The sequence below is a fragment of the Streptomyces sp. NPDC046197 genome (genome assembly GCF_040646295.1).
In the GTDB taxonomy this organism is placed as follows: domain Bacteria; phylum Actinomycetota; class Actinomycetes; order Streptomycetales; family Streptomycetaceae; genus Streptomyces.
This window is the reverse complement of the sequence record NZ_JBEYZY010000003.1, coordinates 282131-305092: the sequence shown is the minus strand read 5'-3', so window position 1 is coordinate 305092 and position 22962 is coordinate 282131. Positions and strand designations below refer to the sequence as shown.

At 72.7% G+C, this 22962-nt stretch carries 20 protein-coding genes; 12 read left to right on the top strand and 8 right to left on the bottom strand.

Going from position 1 to position 22962, the window contains the following annotated elements; genetic code table 11:
* Positions 1 to 39: 39 nt before the first annotated feature.
* The 9 genes from AB0A61_RS06535 to lgt all read left to right on the top strand — a co-directional run bounded on the left by AB0A61_RS06535 (position 40) and on the right by lgt (position 7252).
* On the top strand, positions 40 to 684 hold the full coding sequence (locus AB0A61_RS06535) for a TIGR02234 family membrane protein (protein WP_361287033.1): 645 nt from the start codon (positions 40 to 42) through the stop codon (positions 682 to 684).
* Positions 685 to 825: 141 nt separating this feature from the next.
* Positions 826 to 1080 carry an HGxxPAAW family protein gene (locus AB0A61_RS06530; protein WP_361287030.1) on the top strand — a complete coding sequence of 85 codons (255 nt, stop codon included), beginning with the start codon at positions 826 to 828 and terminating at the stop codon, positions 1078 to 1080.
* Positions 1081 to 1343: 263 nt separating this feature from the next.
* Positions 1344 to 1751: a DUF2752 domain-containing protein gene (locus tag AB0A61_RS06525; RefSeq protein ID WP_361287341.1), complete on the top strand. Its 408-nt coding sequence runs from the start codon at positions 1344 to 1346 to the stop codon at positions 1749 to 1751.
* Between the two features lie 206 nt (positions 1752 to 1957).
* Positions 1958 to 2767, top strand: coding sequence for an indole-3-glycerol phosphate synthase TrpC (trpC, locus tag AB0A61_RS06520; protein WP_361287027.1), 810 nt, complete (start codon positions 1958 to 1960; stop codon positions 2765 to 2767).
* Positions 2768 to 2813: 46 nt separating this feature from the next.
* The gene (locus AB0A61_RS06515; RefSeq protein ID WP_361287024.1) at positions 2814 to 3002 is read left to right on the top strand and encodes a hypothetical protein; all 189 of its coding nucleotides are present in this window, start codon (positions 2814 to 2816) and stop codon (positions 3000 to 3002) included.
* Between the two features lie 187 nt (positions 3003 to 3189).
* The gene (trpB, locus tag AB0A61_RS06510) at positions 3190 to 4476 is read left to right on the top strand and encodes a tryptophan synthase subunit beta (protein ID WP_361287021.1); all 1287 of its coding nucleotides are present in this window, start codon (positions 3190 to 3192) and stop codon (positions 4474 to 4476) included.
* Positions 4473 to 5291 (top strand): tryptophan synthase subunit alpha, encoded by an 819-nt coding sequence (gene trpA, locus AB0A61_RS06505; protein ID WP_361287018.1) that lies wholly within the window; start codon positions 4473 to 4475, stop codon positions 5289 to 5291. The genes trpB and trpA overlap by 4 nt, the downstream gene beginning before the upstream one ends.
* Positions 5292 to 5368: 77 nt before the next feature.
* Positions 5369 to 6142, top strand: coding sequence for a thioredoxin domain-containing protein (locus AB0A61_RS06500; RefSeq protein ID WP_361287015.1), 774 nt, complete (start codon positions 5369 to 5371; stop codon positions 6140 to 6142).
* Between the two features lie 117 nt (positions 6143 to 6259).
* Positions 6260 to 7252 (top strand): prolipoprotein diacylglyceryl transferase, encoded by a 993-nt coding sequence (lgt, locus tag AB0A61_RS06495; RefSeq protein WP_361287012.1) that lies wholly within the window; start codon positions 6260 to 6262, stop codon positions 7250 to 7252.
* 83 nt (positions 7253 to 7335) lie between these two features.
* Here the strand turns inward: lgt and AB0A61_RS06490 are convergent, their stop codons facing one another.
* From AB0A61_RS06490 to AB0A61_RS06455, 8 genes are read right to left on the bottom strand one after another with little or no spacing between them, the layout of a single operon-like run.
* Positions 7336 to 8193, bottom strand: a complete 858-nt coding sequence (locus AB0A61_RS06490; RefSeq protein ID WP_361287009.1) for a CoA ester lyase — start codon at positions 8191 to 8193, stop codon at positions 7336 to 7338.
* On the bottom strand, positions 8190 to 9407 hold the full coding sequence (locus tag AB0A61_RS06485; protein ID WP_361287006.1) for a CoA transferase: 1218 nt from the start codon (positions 9405 to 9407) through the stop codon (positions 8190 to 8192). The genes AB0A61_RS06490 and AB0A61_RS06485 overlap by 4 nt, the downstream gene beginning before the upstream one ends.
* Positions 9404 to 10297 carry a ribokinase gene (gene rbsK / locus AB0A61_RS06480; RefSeq protein ID WP_361287003.1) on the bottom strand — a complete coding sequence of 298 codons (894 nt, stop codon included), beginning with the start codon at positions 10295 to 10297 and terminating at the stop codon, positions 9404 to 9406. The genes AB0A61_RS06485 and rbsK overlap by 4 nt, the downstream gene beginning before the upstream one ends.
* Positions 10294 to 11871 carry an ADP-ribosylglycohydrolase family protein gene (locus AB0A61_RS06475; protein WP_361287000.1) on the bottom strand — a complete coding sequence of 526 codons (1578 nt, stop codon included), beginning with the start codon at positions 11869 to 11871 and terminating at the stop codon, positions 10294 to 10296. The genes rbsK and AB0A61_RS06475 overlap by 4 nt, the downstream gene beginning before the upstream one ends.
* Entirely contained in the window at positions 11859 to 13058 is a 1200-nt protein-coding gene (locus AB0A61_RS06470; protein WP_361286997.1) for an ADP-ribosylglycohydrolase family protein, read from the bottom strand. The genes AB0A61_RS06475 and AB0A61_RS06470 overlap by 13 nt, the downstream gene beginning before the upstream one ends.
* 8 nt (positions 13059 to 13066) lie before the next feature.
* Positions 13067 to 14182, bottom strand: a complete 1116-nt coding sequence (locus AB0A61_RS06465) for an ADP-ribosylglycohydrolase family protein (RefSeq protein WP_361286994.1) — start codon at positions 14180 to 14182, stop codon at positions 13067 to 13069.
* The gene (locus AB0A61_RS06460) at positions 14179 to 14325 is read right to left on the bottom strand and encodes a hypothetical protein (RefSeq protein ID WP_361286991.1); all 147 of its coding nucleotides are present in this window, start codon (positions 14323 to 14325) and stop codon (positions 14179 to 14181) included. Before AB0A61_RS06460 ends, AB0A61_RS06465 begins: the two co-directional genes overlap by 4 nt.
* Positions 14322 to 15410 (bottom strand): ADP-ribosylglycohydrolase family protein, encoded by a 1089-nt coding sequence (locus AB0A61_RS06455; RefSeq protein ID WP_361286988.1) that lies wholly within the window; start codon positions 15408 to 15410, stop codon positions 14322 to 14324. The genes AB0A61_RS06460 and AB0A61_RS06455 overlap by 4 nt, the downstream gene beginning before the upstream one ends.
* 271 nt (positions 15411 to 15681) lie before the next feature.
* Between AB0A61_RS06455 and AB0A61_RS06450 the strand changes: the two genes are divergently transcribed.
* The 3 genes from AB0A61_RS06450 to AB0A61_RS06440 all read left to right on the top strand — a co-directional run bounded on the left by AB0A61_RS06450 (position 15682) and on the right by AB0A61_RS06440 (position 22877).
* Positions 15682 to 16413 carry a VIT1/CCC1 transporter family protein gene (locus AB0A61_RS06450; RefSeq protein WP_361286986.1) on the top strand — a complete coding sequence of 244 codons (732 nt, stop codon included), beginning with the start codon at positions 15682 to 15684 and terminating at the stop codon, positions 16411 to 16413.
* Positions 16414 to 16909: 496 nt separating this feature from the next.
* Complete coding sequence (gene gltB / locus AB0A61_RS06445; protein WP_361287338.1) at positions 16910 to 21421, top strand: glutamate synthase large subunit; 4512 nt, start codon at positions 16910 to 16912, stop codon at positions 21419 to 21421.
* Entirely contained in the window at positions 21414 to 22877 is a 1464-nt protein-coding gene (locus AB0A61_RS06440) for a glutamate synthase subunit beta (RefSeq protein WP_361286983.1), read from the top strand. Before gltB ends, AB0A61_RS06440 begins: the two co-directional genes overlap by 8 nt.
* Positions 22878 to 22962: the final 85 nt, after the last annotated feature.

The window sequence follows — 22962 nt, the reverse complement described above, 5'->3', positions numbered from 1 at the left end:
TGAACCCCGGGTGACGGTTCGCCCGGGGTTCAGGCGATAGTGGTGTACGTGACTGCTGTACCTCACCCCCGTTCCGAAGCCGCCCCCGGTCGGTCCGGCCGACGGAGCCTCGCCGTCGCTCTGCTGTGCGGTGCGCTCGGCGCGGCCGTGGCGCTGCTGGCCACCCGGCAGCGCTGGGCGGCGGGCACCGCGACGGTCGCCGGCGGCGCCTTCCCCCTCACCGCCAAGGGCAGCGACGTCACGGGCGTACCCGCGGCGCTCGCCATAGTGGGCCTCGCCGCACTCGTCGCCGTGTTCGCCGTCCGCCGGGCCGGCCGCCTCGCGGTCGCCGTCCTGCTCGCGCTCTCCGGCGCCGGCGTCATCGCCGCGGCCCTGGTCGGCGCCCACGACAGCTCCGCGCTCGACGACAAGGCCGCCCAGGCCTCCGGCGACACCGCCGCCACCGCCGCCGCGCTCACCCACACCGGCTGGCCCTACGTCGCGGCCGTGGGCGGCGCGCTGCTCCTGCTCGCCGGGCTGCTCGCCCTGCGCTACGGACGCCTGTGGCCCGCGATGTCCGGTCGCTACGAACGTTCCGGAGCACCCCGCTCCCGCCCGGCCCGCCCCGTCGACCCGGACCGCCCGGAGGACCTCTGGAAGGCCCTCGACCGCGGCGAGGACCCCACCGGCACCGAACCGGCCTGACCGTGCGACCGTGCGCCGCCGTCCCGTTGCGGTGAAACGGGTGCACGAGGAGCCACCCCCGCTCACGCGCCGCGGCCGGGTACGGGACAATGGACCACGAGCGTCCGGCTCAGACACGTACACAGCAACGAGGAGCAAGTCATGGCGGGCAGCAGCCACGGTCACACCCCGGCCGCCTGGACCGGTGTCATCATCGCCTTCATCGGTTTCTGCGTCGCGGGCGCCTTCATGGTGATGGCCCAGCCCGTCGGCTTCTGGGCCGGTATCGCGATCGTGCTGCTCGGCGGTGTGGTCGGCGGCATCATGCGCATGATGGGCCTGGGACAGAAGGGCGAGCACCCGGTGCACCAGCTCGCCAAGAACGAGGATCACGCGCCGGTCCGCGCCCAGAGCTGACCTGTGTGACGTCGTGACGTCCGTGACCTGAGTTGACCTGCATTGACCTGGGTGGACCCTGAGTTCGGTCCGTGACGTCATGACACCGCCACGCACGACTTCGTTGGAGGGGCGGCCCGCGCCAGTGCGGCGTGGCCGCCCCTCACGCGCGCGTGCGGCGCGGGCGGGGCAGAATGCGAGGCGTGAACGCCGACAGCCACAGGGTGACGCACCACCGGGCAGCGATTCCCCGTCCGAGGGGAACCCATGACGACCGGCTGCCCATGCACGCCCGAGCCGTCCTGGGCCGGATCGCCGTGCCCGCCGGGCTCCTGGCCGCGGTCGCCGGGGCGTTCGCCTACGTCGGGACCGTGGACCCCAACGAGCCCGGTCACTATCCCGTCTGCCCCCTCCTGCGCTACGCCGGTGTCTACTGCCCCGGCTGCGGCGGACTGCGCAGCGCCCACGCCTTCGTCCACGGGGACCTCCTCACGGCCCTGCACGACAACGCGCTCGCCGTGGCCGGCTACCTGGTCTTCGCCGTCCTGTGGACCGCCTGGGTGGCCCGTGCGGTGCGCGGACGGCCGCTGCGCCTCCCCCTCGGCCCGGTGCACCTGTGGAGCCTGGGCGCCCTGCTCCTGGCCTTCACCGTGGTCCGCAACCTGCCGTTCGGGAGCTGGCTGCATCCTTGACCACCTGACCACCTGACCACCGGCAGCCCGCGGATGTCCCGGATGTCCAGGTAGTGGGACCGCCGTCCACCGGATGCGAGGCCTGCGCCCCGGGCCGGATACCATCGCAGTGACCACCGGATTCGTCTGCTCGATCGTCTCGGGCAGGCCGCCGGCGGCAGCTCCACCCGCTGGAACAGTCAACCGTCTGGAAGGGGGCCGCTCGCGTGAGTGTGCTCGACGAGATCATCGACGGAGTCCGTGCCGACCTCGCGGAGCGGCAGGCACGCGTCAGCCTCGACGAGCTCAAGGAGCGCGCGGCCAAGGCACCCGCCGCCAAGGACGGGGTGGCCGCGCTGCGTGGCGACGGCGTCAAGGTGATCTGCGAGGTCAAGCGCTCCAGCCCGTCCAAGGGTGCGCTGGCCGCGATCGCCGACCCGGCCGCGCTCGCCGCGGACTACGAGGCGGGCGGCGCCTCCGTCATCTCGGTGCTGACCGAGGAGCGGCGCTTCGGCGGCTCGCTCGCCGACCTGGAAGCCGTCCGCGCCCGCGTGGACATCCCCGTCCTGCGCAAGGACTTCATCGTCACGTCGTACCAGCTCTGGGAGGCCCGTGCCTACGGCGCCGACCTCGCCCTGCTGATCGTCGCGGCCCTCGAACAGCCGGCGCTGGAGTCGCTGATCGAGCGCGCGGTGTCGATCGGGCTCACCCCGCTCGTGGAGGTGCACGACGAGGACGAGGTGGAACGCGCGGTGGACGCGGGCGCCAAGGTCATCGGCGTCAACGCGCGCAACCTGAAGACGCTGGAGGTCGACCGCAACACCTTCGAGAGGGTCGCCCCGGAGATCCCCGACACGGTCGTCAAGGTCGCCGAGTCCGGCGTCCGCGGCCCGCACGACCTCATCGCCTACGCCAACGCGGGCGCCGACGCGATCCTGGTCGGCGAGTCCCTCGTCACCGGCAAGGACCCGAAGACGGCGGTCGCCGACCTGGTGGCGGCCGGTGCCCACCCGGCGCTGCGGCACGGGCGGGACTGACCCGCGCCGGTCACACGAGTGGCCGTACGCGGGTAGAGTTTCCGTGATGACGCTGCCGATCACCGAGCCGACCAGGGACCCGTACGCCCGCCTCGCGCGTGGCTGCCGGCCCCGGGGCTGCCGTGCGCCCGCACGGCGCGTGCACGGTCGCCGGGTGCGGTACGTCATCGGCGACGAGCCGGGCCAGGTCAACGGGATGCGATGGCGTCACCCGCGTGCGCGCCACCCGCGGTGAGCCGACCGCTCCCCGCATGAACACCGGGTGCCCTCCGCCCGGCATCGCCCTACGCCGTCGTACCTGATCGCCCTCTCGGCGGTCCACCGGCCACGAGCGGCGGGCAGATCCGCGGGACAGCGCGCGCATGCGACCGACGTGACCCCTGTCAGACCAGCCCGGGGCTTCGCCCCTGCGAGGTAACCGCATGCCCAGCGAGTTCTTCATCCCCGACCCGGAAGGCCGGGTCCCCAGCGCCGAGGGCTACTTCGGCGCGTTCGGCGGCAAGTTCATCCCGGAGGCGCTCGTCGCCGCCGTGGACGAGGTGGCCGTCGAGTACGACAAGGCGAAGGCGGACCCCGAGTTCGCCCGCGAACTGGACGACCTGCTCGTCCACTACACCGGACGTCCCAGCGCGCTCACCGAGGTCTCCCGGTTCGCCGAGCACGCCGGCGGGGCCCGGGTGTTCCTCAAGCGCGAGGACCTCAACCACACCGGCTCCCACAAGATCAACAACGTACTCGGCCAGGCGCTGCTCACCAAGCGCATGGGCAAGACCCGCGTGATCGCGGAGACCGGCGCCGGCCAGCACGGCGTGGCGACCGCGACCGCCTGCGCGCTGTTCGGCCTCGAATGCACCATCTACATGGGCGAGATCGACACCAGGCGACAGGCCCTCAACGTGGCCCGCATGCGCATGCTCGGCGCCGAGGTCGTCGCCGTGAAGTCCGGCAGCCGCACGCTGAAGGACGCCATCAACGAGGCCTTCCGCGACTGGGTCGCCAACGTCGACCACACCCACTACCTGTTCGGTACCGTGGCCGGCCCCCACCCCTTCCCGGCCATGGTGCGCGACTTCCACCGGGTGATCGGGGTGGAGGCCCGCCGGCAGCTTCTGGAGCGCGCCGGACGCCTGCCCGACGCCGCCATCGCCTGCGTCGGCGGCGGCTCCAACGCCATCGGTCTCTTCCACGCCTTCATCCCCGACCCGGACGTGCGCCTCATCGGCTGCGAGCCCGCCGGGCACGGCATCGAGACCGGCGAGCACGCGGCCACCCTGACCGCGGGCGAGCCCGGCATCCTGCACGGCTCCCGGTCCTACGTCCTGCAGGACGAGGAGGGCCAGATCACCGAGCCGTACTCCATCTCGGCGGGTCTGGACTACCCGGGCATCGGCCCCGAGCACTCCTACCTCAAGGACTCCGGCCGCGGTGAGTACCGCGCGATCACCGACGACGCGGCGATGCAGGCCCTGCGCCTGCTGTCGCAGACCGAGGGCATCATCCCGGCCATCGAGAGCGCCCACGCGCTGGCCGGCGCCCTGGAGGTGGGCCGGGAACTGGGCAGGGACGGGCTGATCTTGGTCAACCTCTCCGGCCGCGGCGACAAGGACATGGACACCGCCGCCCGCTACTTCGGTCTGTACGACACCGACGCCGCCGTCGCGGCGGACGCCGACGCCGAGGCCGCCGAGATCGAGGGAGACGCCAAGTGAGCGGGAACATCGCGCTGTTGACCGACACCCTGGCGGCCGCCAAGGCGGAGGGGCGGTCCGCCCTCATCGCCTACCTCCCGGCCGGCTTCCCGACCGTGGACGGCGGCATCGAGGCGATCAAGGCCGTGTTCGACGGCGGCGCGGACGTCGTCGAGGTCGGGCTGCCGCACAGCGACCCCGTCCTCGACGGTCCCGTCATCCAGACCGCCGACGACATCGCCCTGCGCGGCGGTGTCAAGATCGCGGACGTGATGCGCACGGTCCGCCAGGCCCACGAGGCCACCGGGAAGCCGGTGCTCGTCATGACGTACTGGAACCCGATCGACCGCTACGGCGTCGAGCGGTTCACCGCGGAGCTCGCGGAGGCGGGCGGCGCCGGGTGCATCCTGCCGGACCTGCCGGTCCAGGAGTCCGCGCTGTGGCGGGAGCACGCCGAGAAGCACGGTCTGGCGACGGTCTTCGTGGTGGCGCCCAGCAGCAAGGACGAGCGGCTCGCCGAGATCACCGCGGCGGGTTCCGGATTCGTCTACGCCGCCTCGCTGATGGGTGTCACCGGTACCCGGGAGTCGGTCGGCGCGCAGGCCAAGGACCTGGTGCGGCGCACCCGGGCCGCCGGTACGGACCTGCCGGTCTGTGTCGGCCTCGGCGTCTCCAACCGCGCCCAGGCGGCCGAGGTGGCCGGCTTCGCCGACGGCGTGATCGTCGGGTCGGCCTTCGTCAAGCGGATGCTGGACGCCCCCGACGACGCGGCCGGCGTCGAGGCCGTCCGCAGCCTCGCGGGCGAGCTGGCGAAGGGCGTGCGCGGCCAGGCGTAACGGAAAATTCGGTCACTCGAACGGGTGGACCTGGGACCGGGGAGGCGCAATGCGTCTCCCCGGTTCGTTCTGGGGGTGTGAGCGAGAAGAACGATGACGGAAAGCGCACCGCCCGGGAGCGGCTGGCGGTCGAACGCGAGAAGCAGAAGACGGCGGAGAAGCGACGGCGCACGCTGATCGTGGCCGCCAGCGTCGTCTGCGTCCTGGGCCTGGCGACGGTGATCGGCGTGGTCGCCGCGAACTCCGGCAAGAACAAGAGCAGCGGCGCGGGCCCGGTCGTGGCGCCCTCGGGCGCGCAGGGCAAGGACAGTCTCGCGATCCCGGTCGGCAAGGACGGCGCCAGGTCGACGCTCACCGTCTGGGAGGACTTCCGCTGCCCCGCCTGCCAGGCCTTCGAGGCGGCGTACCGTCCGACGATCCACGAGCTGACCGACTCCGGCAAGCTGCGGGTCGAGTACCACCTGGTCAGGCTGATCGACGGCAACCTCGGCGGCACCGGCTCCCTGCGGGCGGCCAACGCGGCGGCCTGCGCCCAGGACGCCGGGAAGTTCTCCGCATACCACGACGTGCTGTACCAGAACCAGCCAAAGGAGACCGAGGACGCCTACGCGAGCAACGCCAGACTCATCGAGCTGGCGAACAAGGTGAGCGGTCTGAACACACCGGCCTTCCAGAAGTGCGTCAACAACGGCACGCACGACAGCTGGGTCGACAAGTCCCACCAGGCGTTCCAGGCCGGCCGCTTCTCGGGCACCCCGACCGTGCTGCTGAACGGCCAGAACATCCTGCAGGACCAGACGATGACCCCGCAGAAGCTGAAGCAGACGGTGGAGGGAGCGAACAAGGGGTGAGTGCGCCGTTCGGGGGCTGCCGTGCCGGGCGGCATCCTGTCGCAGCCGCCTGTTATGGACCCGTAGCCGGGCCGCCCGACGTGGGCCCGCTCCGGCTGCGGTAGCGTCGACCCTGCCATGGAACTTGCCTACATTCCCAGCCCGTCGCACGGGGTGCTGTACCTCGGCCCCATTCCGCTGCGCGGCTACGCGTTCTGCATCATCATCGGCGTCTTCGTTGCCGTCTGGCTCGGCAACAAGCGCTGGATCGCCCGCGGCGGGCGGCCCGGCACGGTGGCCGACATCGCGGTCTGGGCCGTACCGTTCGGCCTGGTCGGCGGTCGTCTCTACCACGTGATCACGGACTACGAGCTGTACTTCAGCGACGGCCGTAACTGGGTGGACGCCTTCAAGGTGTGGGAGGGCGGCCTCGGCATCTGGGGCGCGATCGCGCTCGGGGCGCTGGGCGCGTGGATCGGGGCGCGGCGCCGGGGCATCCCGATGCCCGCGTACGCCGACGCCGTCGCGCCGGGCATCGCCTTCGCCCAGGCGATCGGCCGCTGGGGCAACTGGTTCAACCAGGAGCTGTACGGGCGGGAGACGCACGTTCCCTGGGCGCTGCACATCACCTCGTCGGCGGACGGCCGGATCCCGGGGTACTACCACCCCACGTTCCTGTACGAGTCCCTCTGGTGCGTGGGAGTCGGCTTCCTGGTCATCTGGGCCGACCGCCGCTTCAAGCTGGGCCACGGCCGGGCGTTCGCGCTGTACGTCGCCGCGTACTGCGTGGGCCGCGGCTGGATCGAGTACATGCGCGTCGACGACGCCCACCACATCCTCGGCCTCCGGCTGAACGACTGGACCGCGCTGGTCGTGTTCCTGCTCGCGGTGACCTACATCGTGGTGTCGGCGAAGAAGCGGCCCGGCCGGGAGACCGAGGTCGAACCGGGCGCGGCCGCCTCCGGCGGCGAGACAGGGGCCGACACCGAGGCCGGCACCGGGGCCGAGGACACGGCCGGCGCCGGGTCTGCCGACACCGAGGACACGGCCGGCGCCGGCTCTGCCGACGCCAAGGCCGCGGCCGAGTCACCGGGCCTGAAGGACGAGGCCGAATCGGCGAAACAGAGCTGACGGCCGGCCGTACGAGCATGAGGGCGCCCCGGGTCCCGGGGCGCCCTCATTGATGTTGCCGAACTCCCGATCCCCGGCCGGGGTCAGCACCTGCGGGCCAGTGACAGGGTCCGCTGGGCCGCCGCCACCACCGCCGCGTCGATGAAGCGGCCGTCCGGGAGGGCCTGGGCGCCCGGTTCCGTGGTCGCCGCCTTGACGATCGTCTCGGCCTCCTCGAGCTCCCGGTCGGTCGGGAGGTAGGCGCGTTCGATGATCGGCAGTTGGCGGGGGTGGATGGCCGCACGGCCGAGGAAGCCCAGGGCGCGGCCGTGCGCGCAGGAGGACGCCAGGCCCTCCAGGTCCCGGATGTCGGGGTGGACCGACTGGGCCGGCGGCGCCAGGCCCGCCGCCCGCGCGGCGACCACCACGCGGGCGCGCGACCAGTCGAGGCCCACGTCGTTGCGTACCCCCAGGTCGGCCCGTAGATCCGCCTCACCGATCGAGATGCCCCGCAGGGACTCGTGTGCGGCGGCGATGGCGTAGGCGTGCTCGACGGCGAGGGCGGTCTCCAGAAGCGCGTACAGCGGCGGCCCTCCGCCCTCGGCCTGCGATGGGCCGACCGCGGCCTCGGTCCCTTCCGCGATCCGCACCACCTGCTCGGCGGACGTCACCTTGGGCAGCCGCAGGCCGGCGAGCCCGGGCAGGGCTGCCACCGCCGCGAGGTCCGCGGCGGCCAGCGGTCCCTGCACGGCGTTGACGCGGACGTGGACCGGGACCGGCGGCGGTTCGGTGAGCAGCTCGGCGGTGGCGGCGCGGGCGTACTCCTTGCGGTCCGGGGCGACCGCGTCCTCCAGGTCGACGACGACGACGTCGGCGCCGGCGGTCAGTGCCTTGGTGACGCGGTGCGGGCGGTCGCCGGGGACGTACAGCCAGGTGAGCGGGAAGGGCGCGGTGGCCGTCACAGGGCGCCCTCCGCACGCAGCGCGGACAGCTCGGCCGGGGTCAGGCCAAGCTCGGTCAGGACCGCGTCGGTGTCGGCGCCGTGCGGCCGGCCCGCCCAGCGGATCTCGCCGGGGGTGGCGGAGAGCCGGAACAGGACGTTCTGCATGCGGAGCCGGCCCAGGTCGGGGTCGTCGAGCGCGGCGATGGTGCCGAGGGCCCGGTACTGAGGGTCCGCCATCACGTCCCGGACGTCCTGGACCGGCGCGATCGCCGCCTCGGCCTTCTCGAAGGCGGCCAGGACCTCGGTGCGGGTGTGCCGTGCGATCCAGCCGCCCACCGCCTCGTCGAGCACGTCGGCGTGGCGGGCCCGGCCCTCGCCCGTCGCGAACCAGGGCTGGTCGATCAGCTCGGGACGGCCCACCAGGCGCATCACACGCTCCGCCACCGACTGGGCCGACGTCGAGACGGCGACCCAGGTGCCGTCGGCGGTGCGGTAGGTGTTGCGCGGGGCGTTGTTCTGGGTGCGGTTGCCGGTGCGGGGCTGGATGTAGCCGAGCTGGTCGTACCAGATCGGCTGCGGACCGAGGACGGTCAGGATCGGCTCGATGATCGCCATGTCGACGATCTGGCCCTCGCCCGTGCGCTCCCGCGCCGCCAGCGCGGTCATCACCGCGTACGCCGTCACCAGGCCCGCGACGGAGTCGGCCAGGCCGAACGGCGGCAGCGTCGGGGGCGCGTCCGGTTCGCCGGTGATGGCGGCGAAGCCGCTCATCGCCTCGGCGAGGGTGCCGAAGCCGGGCCGGGGCGCGTACGGGCCGAACTGGCCGAAGCCGGTGACCCGGGCGAGGACCAGCCGCGGGTTGGCAGCCGACAGCTCAGGCCAGCCGAGGTCCCACTTCTCCAGGGTGCCGGGGCGGAAGTTCTCGACGATCACATCTGCGGTCGCGGCGAGGCGCAGCAGGGTGGCGCGGCCGCCGGGCTTGGACAGGTCCAGCGTGATCGTGCGCTTGTTGCGGCCCAGCAGTTTCCACCACAGGCCCACGCCGTTCTTGGACGGGCCGTGCCCGCGCGAGGGGTCGGGCTTGGCGGGGTGCTCGACCTTGATGACCTCGGCGCCGAAGTCCCCGAGCATGGTGGCGGCGATCGGACCGGCGAAGAGGGTGGCGAGGTCCAGAACACGGAGGCCGGCGAGCGGCGGGGCGGGCCGGGGGCCGCCCGTGGGAGACGTGGTCATGAGGCGAACTGCGCCTCGATCTCCGGACGGTAGGGCATCGAGGCGGAGGCCCCGGCCCGCTGCACCGACAGCGCGGCAGCGGCGGCCGCCCAGGCCAGTGCCTCCCGCATGGGTCGGCCCTCGCCCAGCGCCACCGCGAGCGCGCCCACGAAGGTGTCGCCCGCACCGGTCGAGTCCACGGCGGTGACCCGGGGCGCGGGGACGGTGACGGGTTCGGCTTCCCGGGCCGCGTACAGGCTGCCCGCCGAGCCGAGCGTGACCACCACCTCGGGGACCTGGTCGAGCAGGGCCCGGGCCGCGTCGCGTGGGTCGGTGCGGCCGGTGAGGGCGGCCGCCTCGTGCTCGTTGGGCACCAACAGGTCCACGGCGCCCAGGAGTTCGCCGGGCAGCGGCCCTGCGGGGGCCGGGGTGAGGATGGTCCGCACGCCGTGCCGGCGGGCCGCCTGGGCCGCGGCCAGGACCACCGTGAGCGGTACCTCCAGCTGGAGGAGCAGCGCGTCGGCGGAGGCGATGTGGGCCTCGTCGCCCGGCCCGAGGCGGTCGACGGTGCCGTTGGCGCCGGGGACGACCACGATCGCGTTGCCGCCCTCGTCGTCCACGACGATGTGCGCGGTGCCGGAGGGGCCCTCGACGGTGCGCAGGTGGTCGGTGTTCACGCCCGAGTGTTCGAGGGTGGAGCGCAGGCGGCCGCCGAAGGCGTCGTTGCCGACCGCGCCGATCATCGACACCGTGCCGCCGGCCCGGGCCGCGGCGATCGCCTGGTTGGCGCCCTTGCCGCCGGGGATCGTGCGGAACTCCCGTCCCGTCACGGTCTCGCCGCGCTGTGGGGCCTTCTCGACGTAGGCGACGAGGTCCATGTTCGTGCTGCCGAGGACGACGATGTCGGTCATGGGCGGACCGCCTCCAGGTGCGTGAGCTGGGCCAGGGTGTCGAAGCCGACGCCGTTGAAGTCACCGACGGAGGTGGTCAGCCGGTTCTTCAGCGGGGCCGTCCAGCGGTCGGGGAGGGCGGCGGGATGGCCGGCGAGGAGGGCGGCGATGCCACCGGCCGTGGCGCCGTTGGAGTCGGTGTCCCAGCCGCCGGACACCGTACGGCAGATGGAGGCCGTGAAGTCGCCGTTCGCGTGGGTGAGGGCGGCGGCGATCAGAGCGGTGTTGGGGATCGCGTGGACCCAGTGGTAGGTGGGGGAGTGGATGGCGTGCAACTCGTCCACGACCGTGTCGAAGTCCTCGTGCGCGCGGACCAGTTGGATGGCGTGCCGGACCGCGCCGGCGAGCCGGGAGCCGGGTGGGACGACGGCCAGCCCGGCGGCCAGACAGGCGTGCACGTCGTTGCCGCCGGCCGTTGCGGTCGCGATGGTGGCGGCGGCGAACATCGCCGCGTAGACGCCGTTGGCGGTGTGGGACAAGGTGGCGTCCCGATGGGCCTGTTCGGCGGCCGCGGCCGGGTCGCCGGGGTTGGTCCAGCCGTGCATGTCGGCCCGGATGAGGGCGCCGATCCACTCGCGGAAGGGGTTGCGGTGGCGGGCGGTGTGCGGGGGTTCGATGCCGAGGAGCAGGTTGCGGTGGGCGATGCGTTCGGCGGTGAAGGCGCGTCCGGCGGGGACCTCCTCCAGCCACAGCCGGGCCACGTCGGCGGTGGTGAAGGCCCTGCCGTGGCGCTGCAGCAGCAGGAGGTTGAGCAGGGGGTAGTCGAGGTCGTCGTCCTCGGGCATGCCGTCGATGTTCTCGGCCAGGGAGGTGGTGGCGGAGCGGCGGTTCCAGGGGTGTTCGGCCGCCAGGTCCTCGGGGACGCCGCGTGCCGTGAACCAGTTGTCCAGGGGCCAGTTGCCGGTGGAACGGGCGAGACGGCGGATGCCGTCCACAGGCAGCTTCTCGACGGGTTTGCCGAGCAGACAGCCCGCGGCCCGCCCGAGCCAGGCGGCTTCCAGGCGGCCCGCGGCGGGGCCGGCCCCGGGTCGCCGGTCGTTCGCCCGTGCCGCCGGGGTGTCGTCCTGGGCCGGACGCGACGCAATGTCGTCCTGGGGCGCACGCGCCGGGATGTCGTCCTGGGGCGCACGCGCCGGGATGTCGTCCTGGGGCAGACGTGAAGGGGCGTCGTCCTGGGCCGGACGCGCCGGGATGTCGTCCTGGGCCGGACGCGGCGGGCGGCGCTCGCACGGGTTGGGCCGTCCGTCCCGCGTCGGCCAGTCCGGGCACAGGGCTCTGATCCTGTCCAGGTCCGTCGGCTCCGCGTCCGCCAGCCGGCCCGGCAGCTCGGCCAGTTCGTCCAGCAGGTCCTCCGCCAGCAGGCGCAGGTAGCGCGAGGCACGGCCCGGGGACGCGCCCGACCGTGCCGGGGCGTCGGGGCCGCCCGCGGCGCGCCAGCGGGCCGCGACCGCCGAGGGCTCGCGGCCGTCCTGCACCGCCTGGCGCAGTTCGTGCCCCAGCAGGTCCTCCGGCTGGACCCAGGTCACTCGGAGCATCCCGGGCCCCCGATCTCGGCGAACGCCTGCTCGTGGGCGCGGCGCCGCCGTACGTCGCGGGCGAAGATCTCCCGGGTCACCCCGGCCAGCGTCCGGGCCGGCTCCCACAGGTCCAGACGGCTGGCCTCCGCCACCGTCTTGGCCCACTCCTGCGGAACCGGTGATCCGAGCGCTCCCGTCAGCGCCCCCGCCATCGTCGCGATGGAGTCGCAGTCACGGCCGTAGTTCACCGCGCCGAGGACCGCCTGGCGGCAGTCGCCGCGCGCCACCACCATCATGCCCAGCGCGACGGGGAGTTCCTCGATCGCGTGCAGGCGGGACGGGCGGCGGGCGCCCAGCGACGGGTTCCGGTAGTCCGGGCCCACCGTGTCGAAGGGCGCCACCGCCTCCCGCAGCGGGCCCAGTGCCGACTCGAAGTCCGTGTACCGTACGGCCACTTCGCAGACCTTCTCGATCGCCGCCCGCGTGCCGTCCTTCGCCAGCGACAGGCAGGCCGCCACCACCGAGCCCGGTGTCGCGCCCGGCGCGCACGCCGCGGCCACCGCGGCCGCCAGGACGCCCGCCGCCTCACGCCCGTACGACGACTGGTGGGCACCGGCGACCTCCAGCGCCTCGGCGTACGCGGCCGCCGGGTTGGCCGCGTTGACCAGGCCGACCGGCGCCATGTACATCGCGGCACCGCAGTTGACGATGTTGCCGACGCCGGCCTCTCGCGGGTCCACGTGGCCGTGGTGCAGCCGGGCCACCAGCCACTTCTCCGCCAGGAAGATCCGGTGCAGCGGCAGTGCCTCCGCCTCCAGTTCGGGGATCCAGCGCGGGTTCGTCATCAGGTCCGGGACCAGGTGGTCGGCGACCGCGTAGGCGTCCAGGTGGTCGCGGACCCGCGCGTACACCCGTACCAGCGCGTGCGTCATCAACGTGTCGTCGGTGACGTGGCCGTCTCCCTTGTGGTACGGCGCTACGGGACGGGCGGTGCGCCAGGCGTCGCCGTGCCAGGGGCCGACGACGCCGTGGACACGGCCGCCGTGGCGTTCGAGGATCTGGTCGGGGGTGTAGCCCTCGACGGGGCCTCCCAGGGCGTCGCCGACCGCCGCGCCGACCAGGGCACCGGTGATCCGCTCGTCCAGCAGCGCGCCCCGGCTCACTCCTCGGCCCGCTCCCTGGCTCTCATCTCCTTTGGGCGTCATGACCCGAATCATCCTCCTGGAGAGGCCGGTTGTGCCGCTTCCAGGAGTTCGGCGAGTTCCACCAGATCCGTACCGGTGAGCCGGGGCAGTGCGCAGCCGGACAGGGTGCGGCAGGCCTCCCGCCAGGACGCCGGGATCGCCTCGCCGCCGCTCAGCGCGCCGGTCAGGGCGCCCGCCAGGGCCGGGGCCGAGTCGGCGACCCGGGACAGGCAGGCCGTGGCCGGGACCGCCTCCGCGATCCGGCCGCCCGCCGCCGTGACCAGGGCCAGGGCGACCGGGACGGTCTCGGCGGCGGCGATGCCGTAGCTGTAGACGTGGTCGACGATCTGGTGTTCCAGCAGGGGGACCAGCGCGAACGCCCCCGCGCTGTCCGCGGCCAGCGTCAGCGCGTGACGGGCGTTGCGGCCGATCTCCGTCTCCCGCGGCAGTTCGGCCAGCGCGGCCCCGACGCAGACGCCGACCTCCGCTCCGGCCAGCGCCATCGCGAGTGCCGCCGCCATCGCGCGCGCCCCGTGCACCCCGTCGCCGTCCTGGGTGTAGCGGGCGTCGAACTCGGCGAGGTCGGCGGCGCGTCGGGCGTCGCCGGCGTGCGCCACGGCCAGGACGCAGGCCCGTACGCAGGCCGCGTCGTCGAAGTAGTGCGGATTGTCGTGGCCGGTGGCGGGCGGGCGCAGCCCGGTGGCGAGGTTGCCGAGGCCGGCCCGGACGGAGATGCGGGCCCGCAGCGGCAGCACGGCCGACTCCACCTCGGGCGCACGGTCGGCCGCCGCGGCGACCTCACTCGCCACGGCGTTCCAGGTGAGGTCGATCGCGGCCCGGGTCCGCCGCTCCCGGCCGAGGTCGGCGAGCACGGCGTCGTCCCCGGCCCGCAGCAGCGCCTCCGCCGCGAACGCCGCCCACTCGGCGTCGTCGGAGGGCCCCAGACGCAGCGGTCCGGGGGGCTGGTTGAGGGCGATCGGGACGGGGAGTGTCGTCGTCGCGTTCTGCTCGGCGAAGGTGTCCAGCTCACGGGTGAGGCGACGGGTCCACTCGGGCATCCGGGCGGCCCGGTGCCGGGCGGCGGGCCACCCGGCGGCGTCTCCCGCGGCCAGCCCGAGCAGCAGCCCCTCGACCCGGCGTGTCATGGCCTGGCCTCGCCTTCGTCGGTGGTGAGGGCGTAGGTGGTGGGGTGGGGGGTGGGGTCCTGTGGTGCGGGGTGGGGGTCGGCGTCTGTGGGGTGGGTCCTGGCGGCCGGTCCGGGCAGGGGCCTCTCGGTGTGGCGTGTCATGGCCTGGCCTCGCCTTCGTCGGTGGTGAGGGCGTAGGCGGCGGGGTGGGGGGCGGGGGCGCCGTCCCGCCGTACGAGGCCTGCGTCCAAGCCCGCGGGGAGGGTCCTGGCGGCCTGTGCCACCAGCAGGTCCGCCACCTCCAGGACATGCTGCCCCGCCATTGACGGCAGGCAACTGCCCCGCGCCGGGCCGACGGCCGCCGCCCACTCCGTGGGAATGGCCGACACCCCCTGTGCGGCGCCCGCCAGGGCACCCGCCACCGCCGCCGTGGTGTCGGCGTCGCGGCCCATGTTCACGGCGGTGAGGACCGCGTGCCGGAAGTCGCCGTCGGCGGCCGCGTACGCGCCGAAGGCCAGGGCGACCGCCTCGGGGGCCAGGTCCGTCCAGGGATAGCCGCCGATGACCACGGCGGAGCGCACGGCGCGTTCGCCGCGGTGGGCGACGGCCGTGGCGCGGCGCAGGGAGCGGGCCGTCCAGGAGTCGTCGGGTACGACGGCGAGGGCGGCGGCCACCACGGCGACCGCCGGAGCGCCCGCCATCGCCGCCGCGACCCCGGCCGCCACCGCCTGGCCCCCGTAGATGCCCTCGCCCTCGTGGCTGACCGAACCGTCGATCGCCACGAGACGGGCGGCTTCGGCGGGGCGCCCTGCCGCGAAGACCCCGAACGGCGCGGCCCGCATCGCGAGGCCGTCGCTCCAGGCGTGCCGGTGCTGGGCCGAGATGGGGGCGGCCAGTCCCCGGCGCAGGTTCTCCAGCGTGCCCCGCTCACTGAAGCCGGCGCCGCGGAAGGGGCCCTCGGCACGGTCGGCGATCCACTCGTGCCAGGCCGCCTCCACATGGGCCGGGGTGAGCGCGGAGCCGTGCCGGGCCAGCAGGAGTCCGGAGAAGATGGCGTACTCGGTGTCGTCCGTGCCGGCCGGGTGCCTGACCACGTAGCCGGTGATACGGCCCCAGCGGGCCCGGATCTCGGACGGTTTCAGGTTCTCCGCGGGCGCTCCCAGGGCGTCTCCGACGGCGAGGCCGAGCAGTGCGCCGCGCGCCCGCTCGCGGAGCACGTCCGGGGGGACACCGGCGGTCGATCCCATCGCGGGCTCTCCTCTCGGGGGCGCCGTGCCGGGCGCGGAACCCTTTGCGGAACTCTCCCCGATGTGCGGTTGCGCGCAGCCTCGGGAGGCGCAGCATCACCCGGACGACATCTGTGCGAGCTTCCGCACTAATGAGCACCAAGGGTCAAAGGTGCAGGTAAGCCCAGCCTTTCCTTGCTGGCGAGGGTGAAATTTACGGCGTAGATTCTGTGTTGTCGAAAAGTAGAACAAGTCCAAAAGCAAGCCTTACCTAAGCCCCCGGGGATCACTCATGGCCATCATCGACACCGAAGCGACACTTCACGAGGCGCACCGCGACAACCACACGCACCGTGACGTGAACGGCGGCTGGCTGCGTCCCGCGGTCTTCGGTGCGATGGACGGCCTGGTCTCCAACCTGGCCCTGATGACCGGTGTCGCGGGCGGTTCGGTCGGCCAGCAGACCATCATCCTCACCGGTCTCGCGGGCCTCGCCGCCGGGGCGTTCTCCATGGCGGCCGGCGAGTACACCTCGGTCGCCTCGCAGCGCGAGCTGGTCGAGGCCGAGCTCGACGTGGAGCGCCGCGAGCTGCGCAAGCACCCGCAGGACGAGGAGGACGAGCTCGCCGCCCTGTATGTCTCGCGGGGTGTCGAGCCCGGGCTGGCCCGCGAGGTGGCCCGGCAGTTGTCGAAGGACCCCGAGCAGGCGCTGGAGATACACGCCCGCGAGGAGCTGGGCATCGACCCCGGTGACCTGCCCTCGCCGCTGGTCGCGGCGGTGTCGTCCTTCGGTTCGTTCGCGCTGGGCGCCCTGCTGCCCGTGCTGCCCTACCTGCTGGGTGCCACCGTGCTGTGGCCGGCCGTCCTGCTCGCTCTCGTCGGCCTGTTCGGCTGTGGTGCGGTGGTGGCCAAGGTGACCGCGCGCACCTGGTGGTTCAGCGGTCTGCGGCAGCTTGCCCTGGGTGGCGCCGCGGCCGGTGTGACGTACGCCCTGGGTACCCTGTTCGGAACGGCCGTAGGATAACGGGACCGGGACTTATGCGATGGGCCGCATAAGTAGCCGTTACATGCTGGTTTCGACTGCTTAACCAGCGGGCATGAGCCGTAAGCGCTGCGGGCAATGACGCCTGCAGTGCACCCGCGGGGAGGGCGACGACGCTTCCCCGCCCTCTCGGGCCGACGGACCTCGATCCGACCGATCTTGTCCTCATCGGCCCCCACAGCTTCCACCGCCGGGCGCGGGACCCCCGCCGCAGACCCGCGGCGTCCGCATGTTGGAACGGAGTATCCGGTTCCCGGAGCTCACCCCATCATGTAATCTGCACGAAATTTTGCACTCACGCAGAGGGCCAACGTCGTCCCTCGGTACCTGCTCCGACCAGGGCCAAAGACGGCCTGGGAGCAACCCCCAGCCACTGACGACGACGGGAGAGCCGATGCGTACGCCGCGCCAGCCGTCCCAGCACTCCGCGAATGGCCAGAACTGGTCCTTCATGGATGCTCGCCCTGCTGCGCAGGGTATGTACGACCCCCGCAACGAGCACGACGCCTGCGGCGTCGGCTTCGTGGCAACCCTCACGGGTGAGGCGAGCCATGCGCTGGTCGAGCAGGCGCTCACCGTGCTGCGCAACCTGGAGCACCGCGGGGCCACCGGCTCCGAGCCCGACTCCGGCGACGGTGCGGGCCTGCTGTCCCAGGTGCCCGACGCCTTCCTGCGTGAGGTGGCCGGATTCGACCTCCCCGAGGCCGGTGGATACGCCGTCGGCATCGCCTTCCTGCCGGAGGACGGCACCGAGGACGCCGTCTCACGTATCGAGACGATCGCGGCCGACGAGGGCCTGACCGTCCTCGGCTGGCGCGAGGTCCCGGTCGCCCCCGAGCTGCTCGGCGCCACCGCCCGCTCGACGATGCCCGTCTTCCGCCAGCTGTTCGTCAGCGACGGCGCCAGCAGGGGGATCGCACTGGACCGCAGGGCCTTCGTGCTGCGCAAGCGCGCCGAGCGCGAGGCGGACGTCTACTTCGCGTCGCTGTCGGCCCGCACCCTCGTCTACAAGGGCATGCTGACCACCGGCCAGCTGGAGCCCTTCTTCCCGGACCTGTCCGACCGCCGCTTCGCCTCGGCGATCGCGCTCGTCCACTCGCGCTTCTCCACGAACACCTTCCCGTCGTGGCCGCTCGCCCACCCGTACCGCTTCGTCGCGCACAACGGCGAGATCAACACGGTCAAGGGCAACCGCAACTGGATGGTCGCCCGCGAGTCCCAGCTGGTCTCCGACCTCTTCGGCGACCAGGACAAGCTGGACCGGGTCTTCCCGATCTGCACCCCGGACGCCTCCGACTCCGCGTCCTTCGACGAGGTCCTCGAACTGCTGCACCTCGGCGGCCGCTCGCTGCCGCACTCCGTGCTGATGATGATCCCGGAGGCGTGGGAGAACCACGACTCCATGGACCCCACCCGGCGCGCCTTCTACCAGTACCACTCCACGATGATGGAGCCCTGGGACGGCCCCGCCTGCGTCACCTTCACCGATGGCACCCAGGTCGGCGCCGTGCTCGACCGCAACGGTCTGCGCCCCGGCCGCTACTGGGTCACGGACGACGGCCTCGTCGTCCTCGGCTCCGAGGTCGGCGTCCTCGACATCGACCCGGCCAGGGTCGTCCGCAAGGGCCGCCTGCAGCCCGGCCGCATGTTCCTCGTGGACACCGCCGAGCACCGCATCATCGAGGACGACGAGATCAAGGCGACCCTCGCTGCCGAGCACCCGTACCAGGAGTGGCTGGAGGCCGGCGAGATCGAGCTGGGCGACCTGCCCGAGCGCGAGCACATCGTGCACACCCACGCCTCGGTCACCCGCCGCCAGCAGACCTTCGGCTACACCGAGGAGGAGCTGCGCGTCATCCTCGCGCCGATGGCCAAGTCCGGCGCCGAGCCGATCGGTTCGATGGGCACCGACTCGCCCATCGCGGCCCTCTCCGAGCGTCCGCGTCTGCTCTTCGACTACTTCACCCAGCTGTTCGCGCAGGTCACCAACCCGCCGCTGGACGCGATCCGCGAGGAGCTGGTCACCTCGCTGCGCAGCTCCCTGGGTCCGCAGGGCAACCTCCTGGAGCCCACCGCGGCCTCCTGCCGCAGTGTCGTGCTGCCCTTCCCGGTGATCGACAACGACGAGCTGGCCAAGCTCATCCACATCAACGCCGACGGCGACATGCCCGGCATGAAGGCCGCGACGCTGTCCGGTCTGTTCCGGGTCTCCGGCGGCGGTGACGCGCTCGCCGCGCGCATCGAGGAGATCTGCGCCGAGGCCGACGCGGCGATCGACAACGGCGCCCGCCTGATCGTCCTGTCCGACCGCCACTCCGACGCCGAGCACGCGCCGATCCCGTCGCTGCTGCTCACCGCGGCCGTCCACCACCACCTCATCCGCACCAAGCAGCGCACCCACGTCGGCCTGCTGGTCGAGGCCGGCGACGTCCGCGAGGTCCACCACGTCGCCCTGCTCATCGGCTACGGCGCCGCCGCCGTCAACCCGTACCTGGCGATGGAGTCCGTCGAGGACCTGGTCCGCGCAGGGACGTTCCTGCCGGGCATGGACGCCGAGCAGGCCATCCGCAACCTGATCTACGCCCTCGGCAAGGGCGTGCTGAAGGTCATGTCCAAGATGGGCATCTCGACCGTCGCCTCCTACCGCGGCGCCCAGGTCTTCGAGGCCGTCGGGCTGGACGAGACCTTCGTCGAGAAGTACTTCAACGGCACCACCACCAAGATCGGCGGCGTTGGCATCGACGTCATCGCCAAGGAGGTCGCCGCCCGGCACGCCAAGGCCTACCCGGCCTCCGGCATCGCTCCCGCGCACCGCGCGCTGGAGATCGGCGGCGAGTACCAGTGGCGCCGCGAGGGCGAGGCGCACCTGTTCGACCCGGAGACGGTCTTCCGCCTCCAGCACTCCACGCGCACCGCCCGCTACGACGTCTTCAAGAAGTACACCGAGCGCGTGAACGAGCAGTCCGAGCGCCTGATGACGCTGCGCGGCCTGTTCGGTTTCAGGTCCGACCGCAAGCCGGTCCCGCTCGAGGAGGTCGAGCCGGTCTCCGCGATCGTCAAGCGGTTCTCCACGGGCGCCATGTCGTACGGCTCCATCTCCCAGGAGGCGCACGAGACCCTCGCCATCGCCATGAACCAGCTGGGCGGCAAGTCCAACACCGGTGAGGGCGGCGAGGACCCGGAGCGCCTGTACGACCCGGCCCGCCGGTCCTCCATCAAGCAGGTAGCCTCCGGCCGCTTCGGCGTGACCTCCGAGTACCTGGTCAACGCCGACGACATCCAGATCAAGATGGCCCAGGGCGCCAAGCCCGGTGAGGGCGGCCAGCTGCCCGGCCACAAGGTGTACCCGTGGGTGGCCAAGACCCGGCACTCGACGCCGGGCGTGGGGCTCATCTCCCCGCCGCCGCACCACGACATCTACTCCATCGAGGACCTGGCCCAGCTGATCCACGACCTGAAGAACGCCAACCCGGCCGCCCGCATCCACGTGAAGCTGGTCTCCGAGGTCGGCGTCGGCACGGTCGCGGCCGGCGTGTCCAAGGCCCACGCGGACGTCGTCCTGATCTCCGGCCACGACGGCGGCACGGGCGCCTCCCCGCTGACCTCGCTGAAGCACGCGGGCGGCCCCTGGGAGCTCGGCCTGGCCGAGACCCAGCAGACCCTGCTGCTCAACGGCCTGCGCGACCGCATCGTCGTGCAGACCGACGGCCAGCTCAAGACCGGCCGCGACGTGGTCATCGCCGCGCTGCTGGGCGCCGAGGAGTACGGTTTCGCGACCGCTCCGCTGGTCGTCTCCGGCTGCATCATGATGCGCGTCTGCCACCTGGACACCTGCCCGGTCGGCATCGCCACCCAGAACCCGGTGCTGCGCGAGCGCTTCGCGGGCAAGGCCGAGTTCGTGGTGAACTTCTTCCAGTTCATCGCCGAGGAGGTCCGTGAGCTCCTCGCCGAGCTGGGCTTCCGCTCCATCGAGGAGGCCGTCGGCCACGCCGAGGTCCTCGACGTGACCCGCGCGGTCGACCACTGGAAGGCCCAGGGCCTGGACCTGGACCCGCTGTTCCACGTGCCCGAGCTGCCCGAGGGCGCGGTGCGCCACCAGATCGTCGCCCAGGACCACGGCCTGGAGAAGGCGCTCGACAACGAGCTGATCAAGCTCGCCGCCGACGCCCTGGCCGCGAACTCCGCGACCGACGCCCAGCCGGTGCGCGCCCAGGTCGCGATCCGCAACATCAACCGCACGGTCGGCACCATGCTCGGCCACGAGGTGACGAAGAAGTTCGGTGGCGCGGGCCTGCCCGACGACACCATCGACATCACCTTCACCGGCTCCGCGGGCCAGTCGTTCGGCGCCTTCGTGCCGCGCGGTGTGACCCTGCGCCTGGAGGGCGACGCCAACGACTACGTGGGCAAGGGCCTCTCGGGCGGCCGGATCGTGGTCCGCCCGGACCGCGCGGCCGACCACCTCGCCGAGTACAGCGTGATCGCGGGCAACACCCTCGCCTACGGCGCGACCGGCGGCGAGATGTTCCTGCGCGGCAAGACGGGCGAGCGGTTCTGCGTCCGCAACTCCGGCGCGCTGGTCGTCTCCGAGGGCGTGGGCGACCACGGCTGCGAGTACATGACCGGCGGTCACGCGGTGGTGCTCGGCGAGACGGGCCGTAACTTCGCGGCCGGCATGTCCGGCGGCATCGCCTACGTCGTCGACCTCGACCGGGACAACGTCAACGTCGGCAACGTGAAGTCGATCGAGGCGCTGGACGACGCGGACAAGCAGTGGCTGCACGAGGTGGTGCGCCGCCACCAGCAGGAGACGGGCTCCACCGTCGCGGAGAAGCTGCTCGCCGAGTGGGACACCGCGGTGGAGCGCTTCAGCAAGATCATCCCCAGCACCTACAAGGCAGTGCTCGCCGCCAAGGACGCCGCCGAGCGAGCCGGTCTGTCCGAGACCGAGATCACCGAGAAGATGATGGAGGCGGCGATCAATGGCTGACCCGAAGGGCTTTTTGAACCACGGCCGCGAGGTCGCCAAGTCCCGCCCGGTGGAGGAGCGCAAGAAGGACTGGAACGAGGTCTACGTTCCCGGTTCCCTGCTCCCGATCATCAGCAAGCAGGCCAGCCGGTGCATGGACTGCGGCATCCCGTTCTGCCACAACGGCTGTCCGCTCGGGAACCTCATCCCCGAGTGGAACGACTACGCCTACCGCGAGGACTGGGCGGCGGCCTCGGAGCGCCTGCACGCGACGAACAACTTCCCGGAGTTCACCGGGCGCCTCTGCCCGGCGCCGTGCGAGTCGGCCTGTGTGCTCGGCATCAACCAGCAGCCGGTCACGATCAAGAACGTCGAGGTCTCGATCATCGACAAGGCCTGGGAGACCGGTGACGTCGCCCCGCAGGCGCCCGAGCGCCTGTCCGGCAAGACGGTCGCGGTCATCGGCTCGGGCCCGGCGGGCCTGGCCGCCGCCCAGCAGCTGACCCGGGCCGGCCACACGGTGGCCGTGTACGAGCGGGCGGACCGCATCGGCGGTCTCCTGCGCTACGGCATCCCCGAGTTCAAGATGGAGAAGCGGCACATCAACCGCCGTATCGAGCAGATGCGCGCGGAGGGCACCCGCTTCCGCACCGGCATCGAGATCGGCCGTGATCTGAAGGCGACGGACCTGCGCAAGCGCTACGACGCCGTGGTGATCGCCGCCGGTGCCACCACCGCGCGCGACCTGCCGGTGCCGGGCCGCGAGCTCAAGGGCATCCACCAGGCCATGGAGTACCTGCCCCTGTCCAACAAGGTGCAGGAGGGCGACTACGTCACCGCGCCGATCTCGGCCGAGGGCAAGCACGTCGTCGTCATCGGCGGCGGTGACACCGGCGCCGACTGCGTGGGCACCGCCCACCGCCAGGGCGCGGCCTCCGTCACCCAGCTGGAGATCATGCCCCGCCCGAACGACGAGCGGCACCCGGTCAACCAGCCCTGGCCGACCTTCCCGATCCTCTACAAGGTCACCTCGGCCCACGAGGAGGGCGGCGAGCGGATCTACGCGGCCTCCACGACCCGCTTCGAGGGCGACGAGGAAGGCAACGTGCAGTGGCTGCACCTCGCCGAGGTCGAGTTCGTCGACGGCAAGCTGACCCAGAAGCCGGGCACCGAACGCAAGATCCCCGCCCAGTTGGTCACCCTGGCCATGGGCTTCACCGGCACCGACCAGGAGAACGGCCTGGTCGAGCAGTTCGGCCTGGAACTCGACGCGCGCGGCAACATCGCCCGCGACGCCGACTTCCAGACCAACGTGCCGGGCGTGTTCGTCGCCGGTGACGCCGGCCGCGGCCAGTCCCTCATCGTGTGGGCGATCGCCGAGGGCCGCTCGGCCGCCCGCGGCGTCGACCGGCACCTCACGGGCGCCAGCGACCTGCCGGCCCCGATCCGCCCGACGGACCGCGCCCTGATGGTCTGACCGCCGCGGCGACACCGCACCACAGACGTCCCGTACAACGGCGTACGGGCGGGTCGTCCGGGGAGTTTCCCCCAGACCCCGCAGA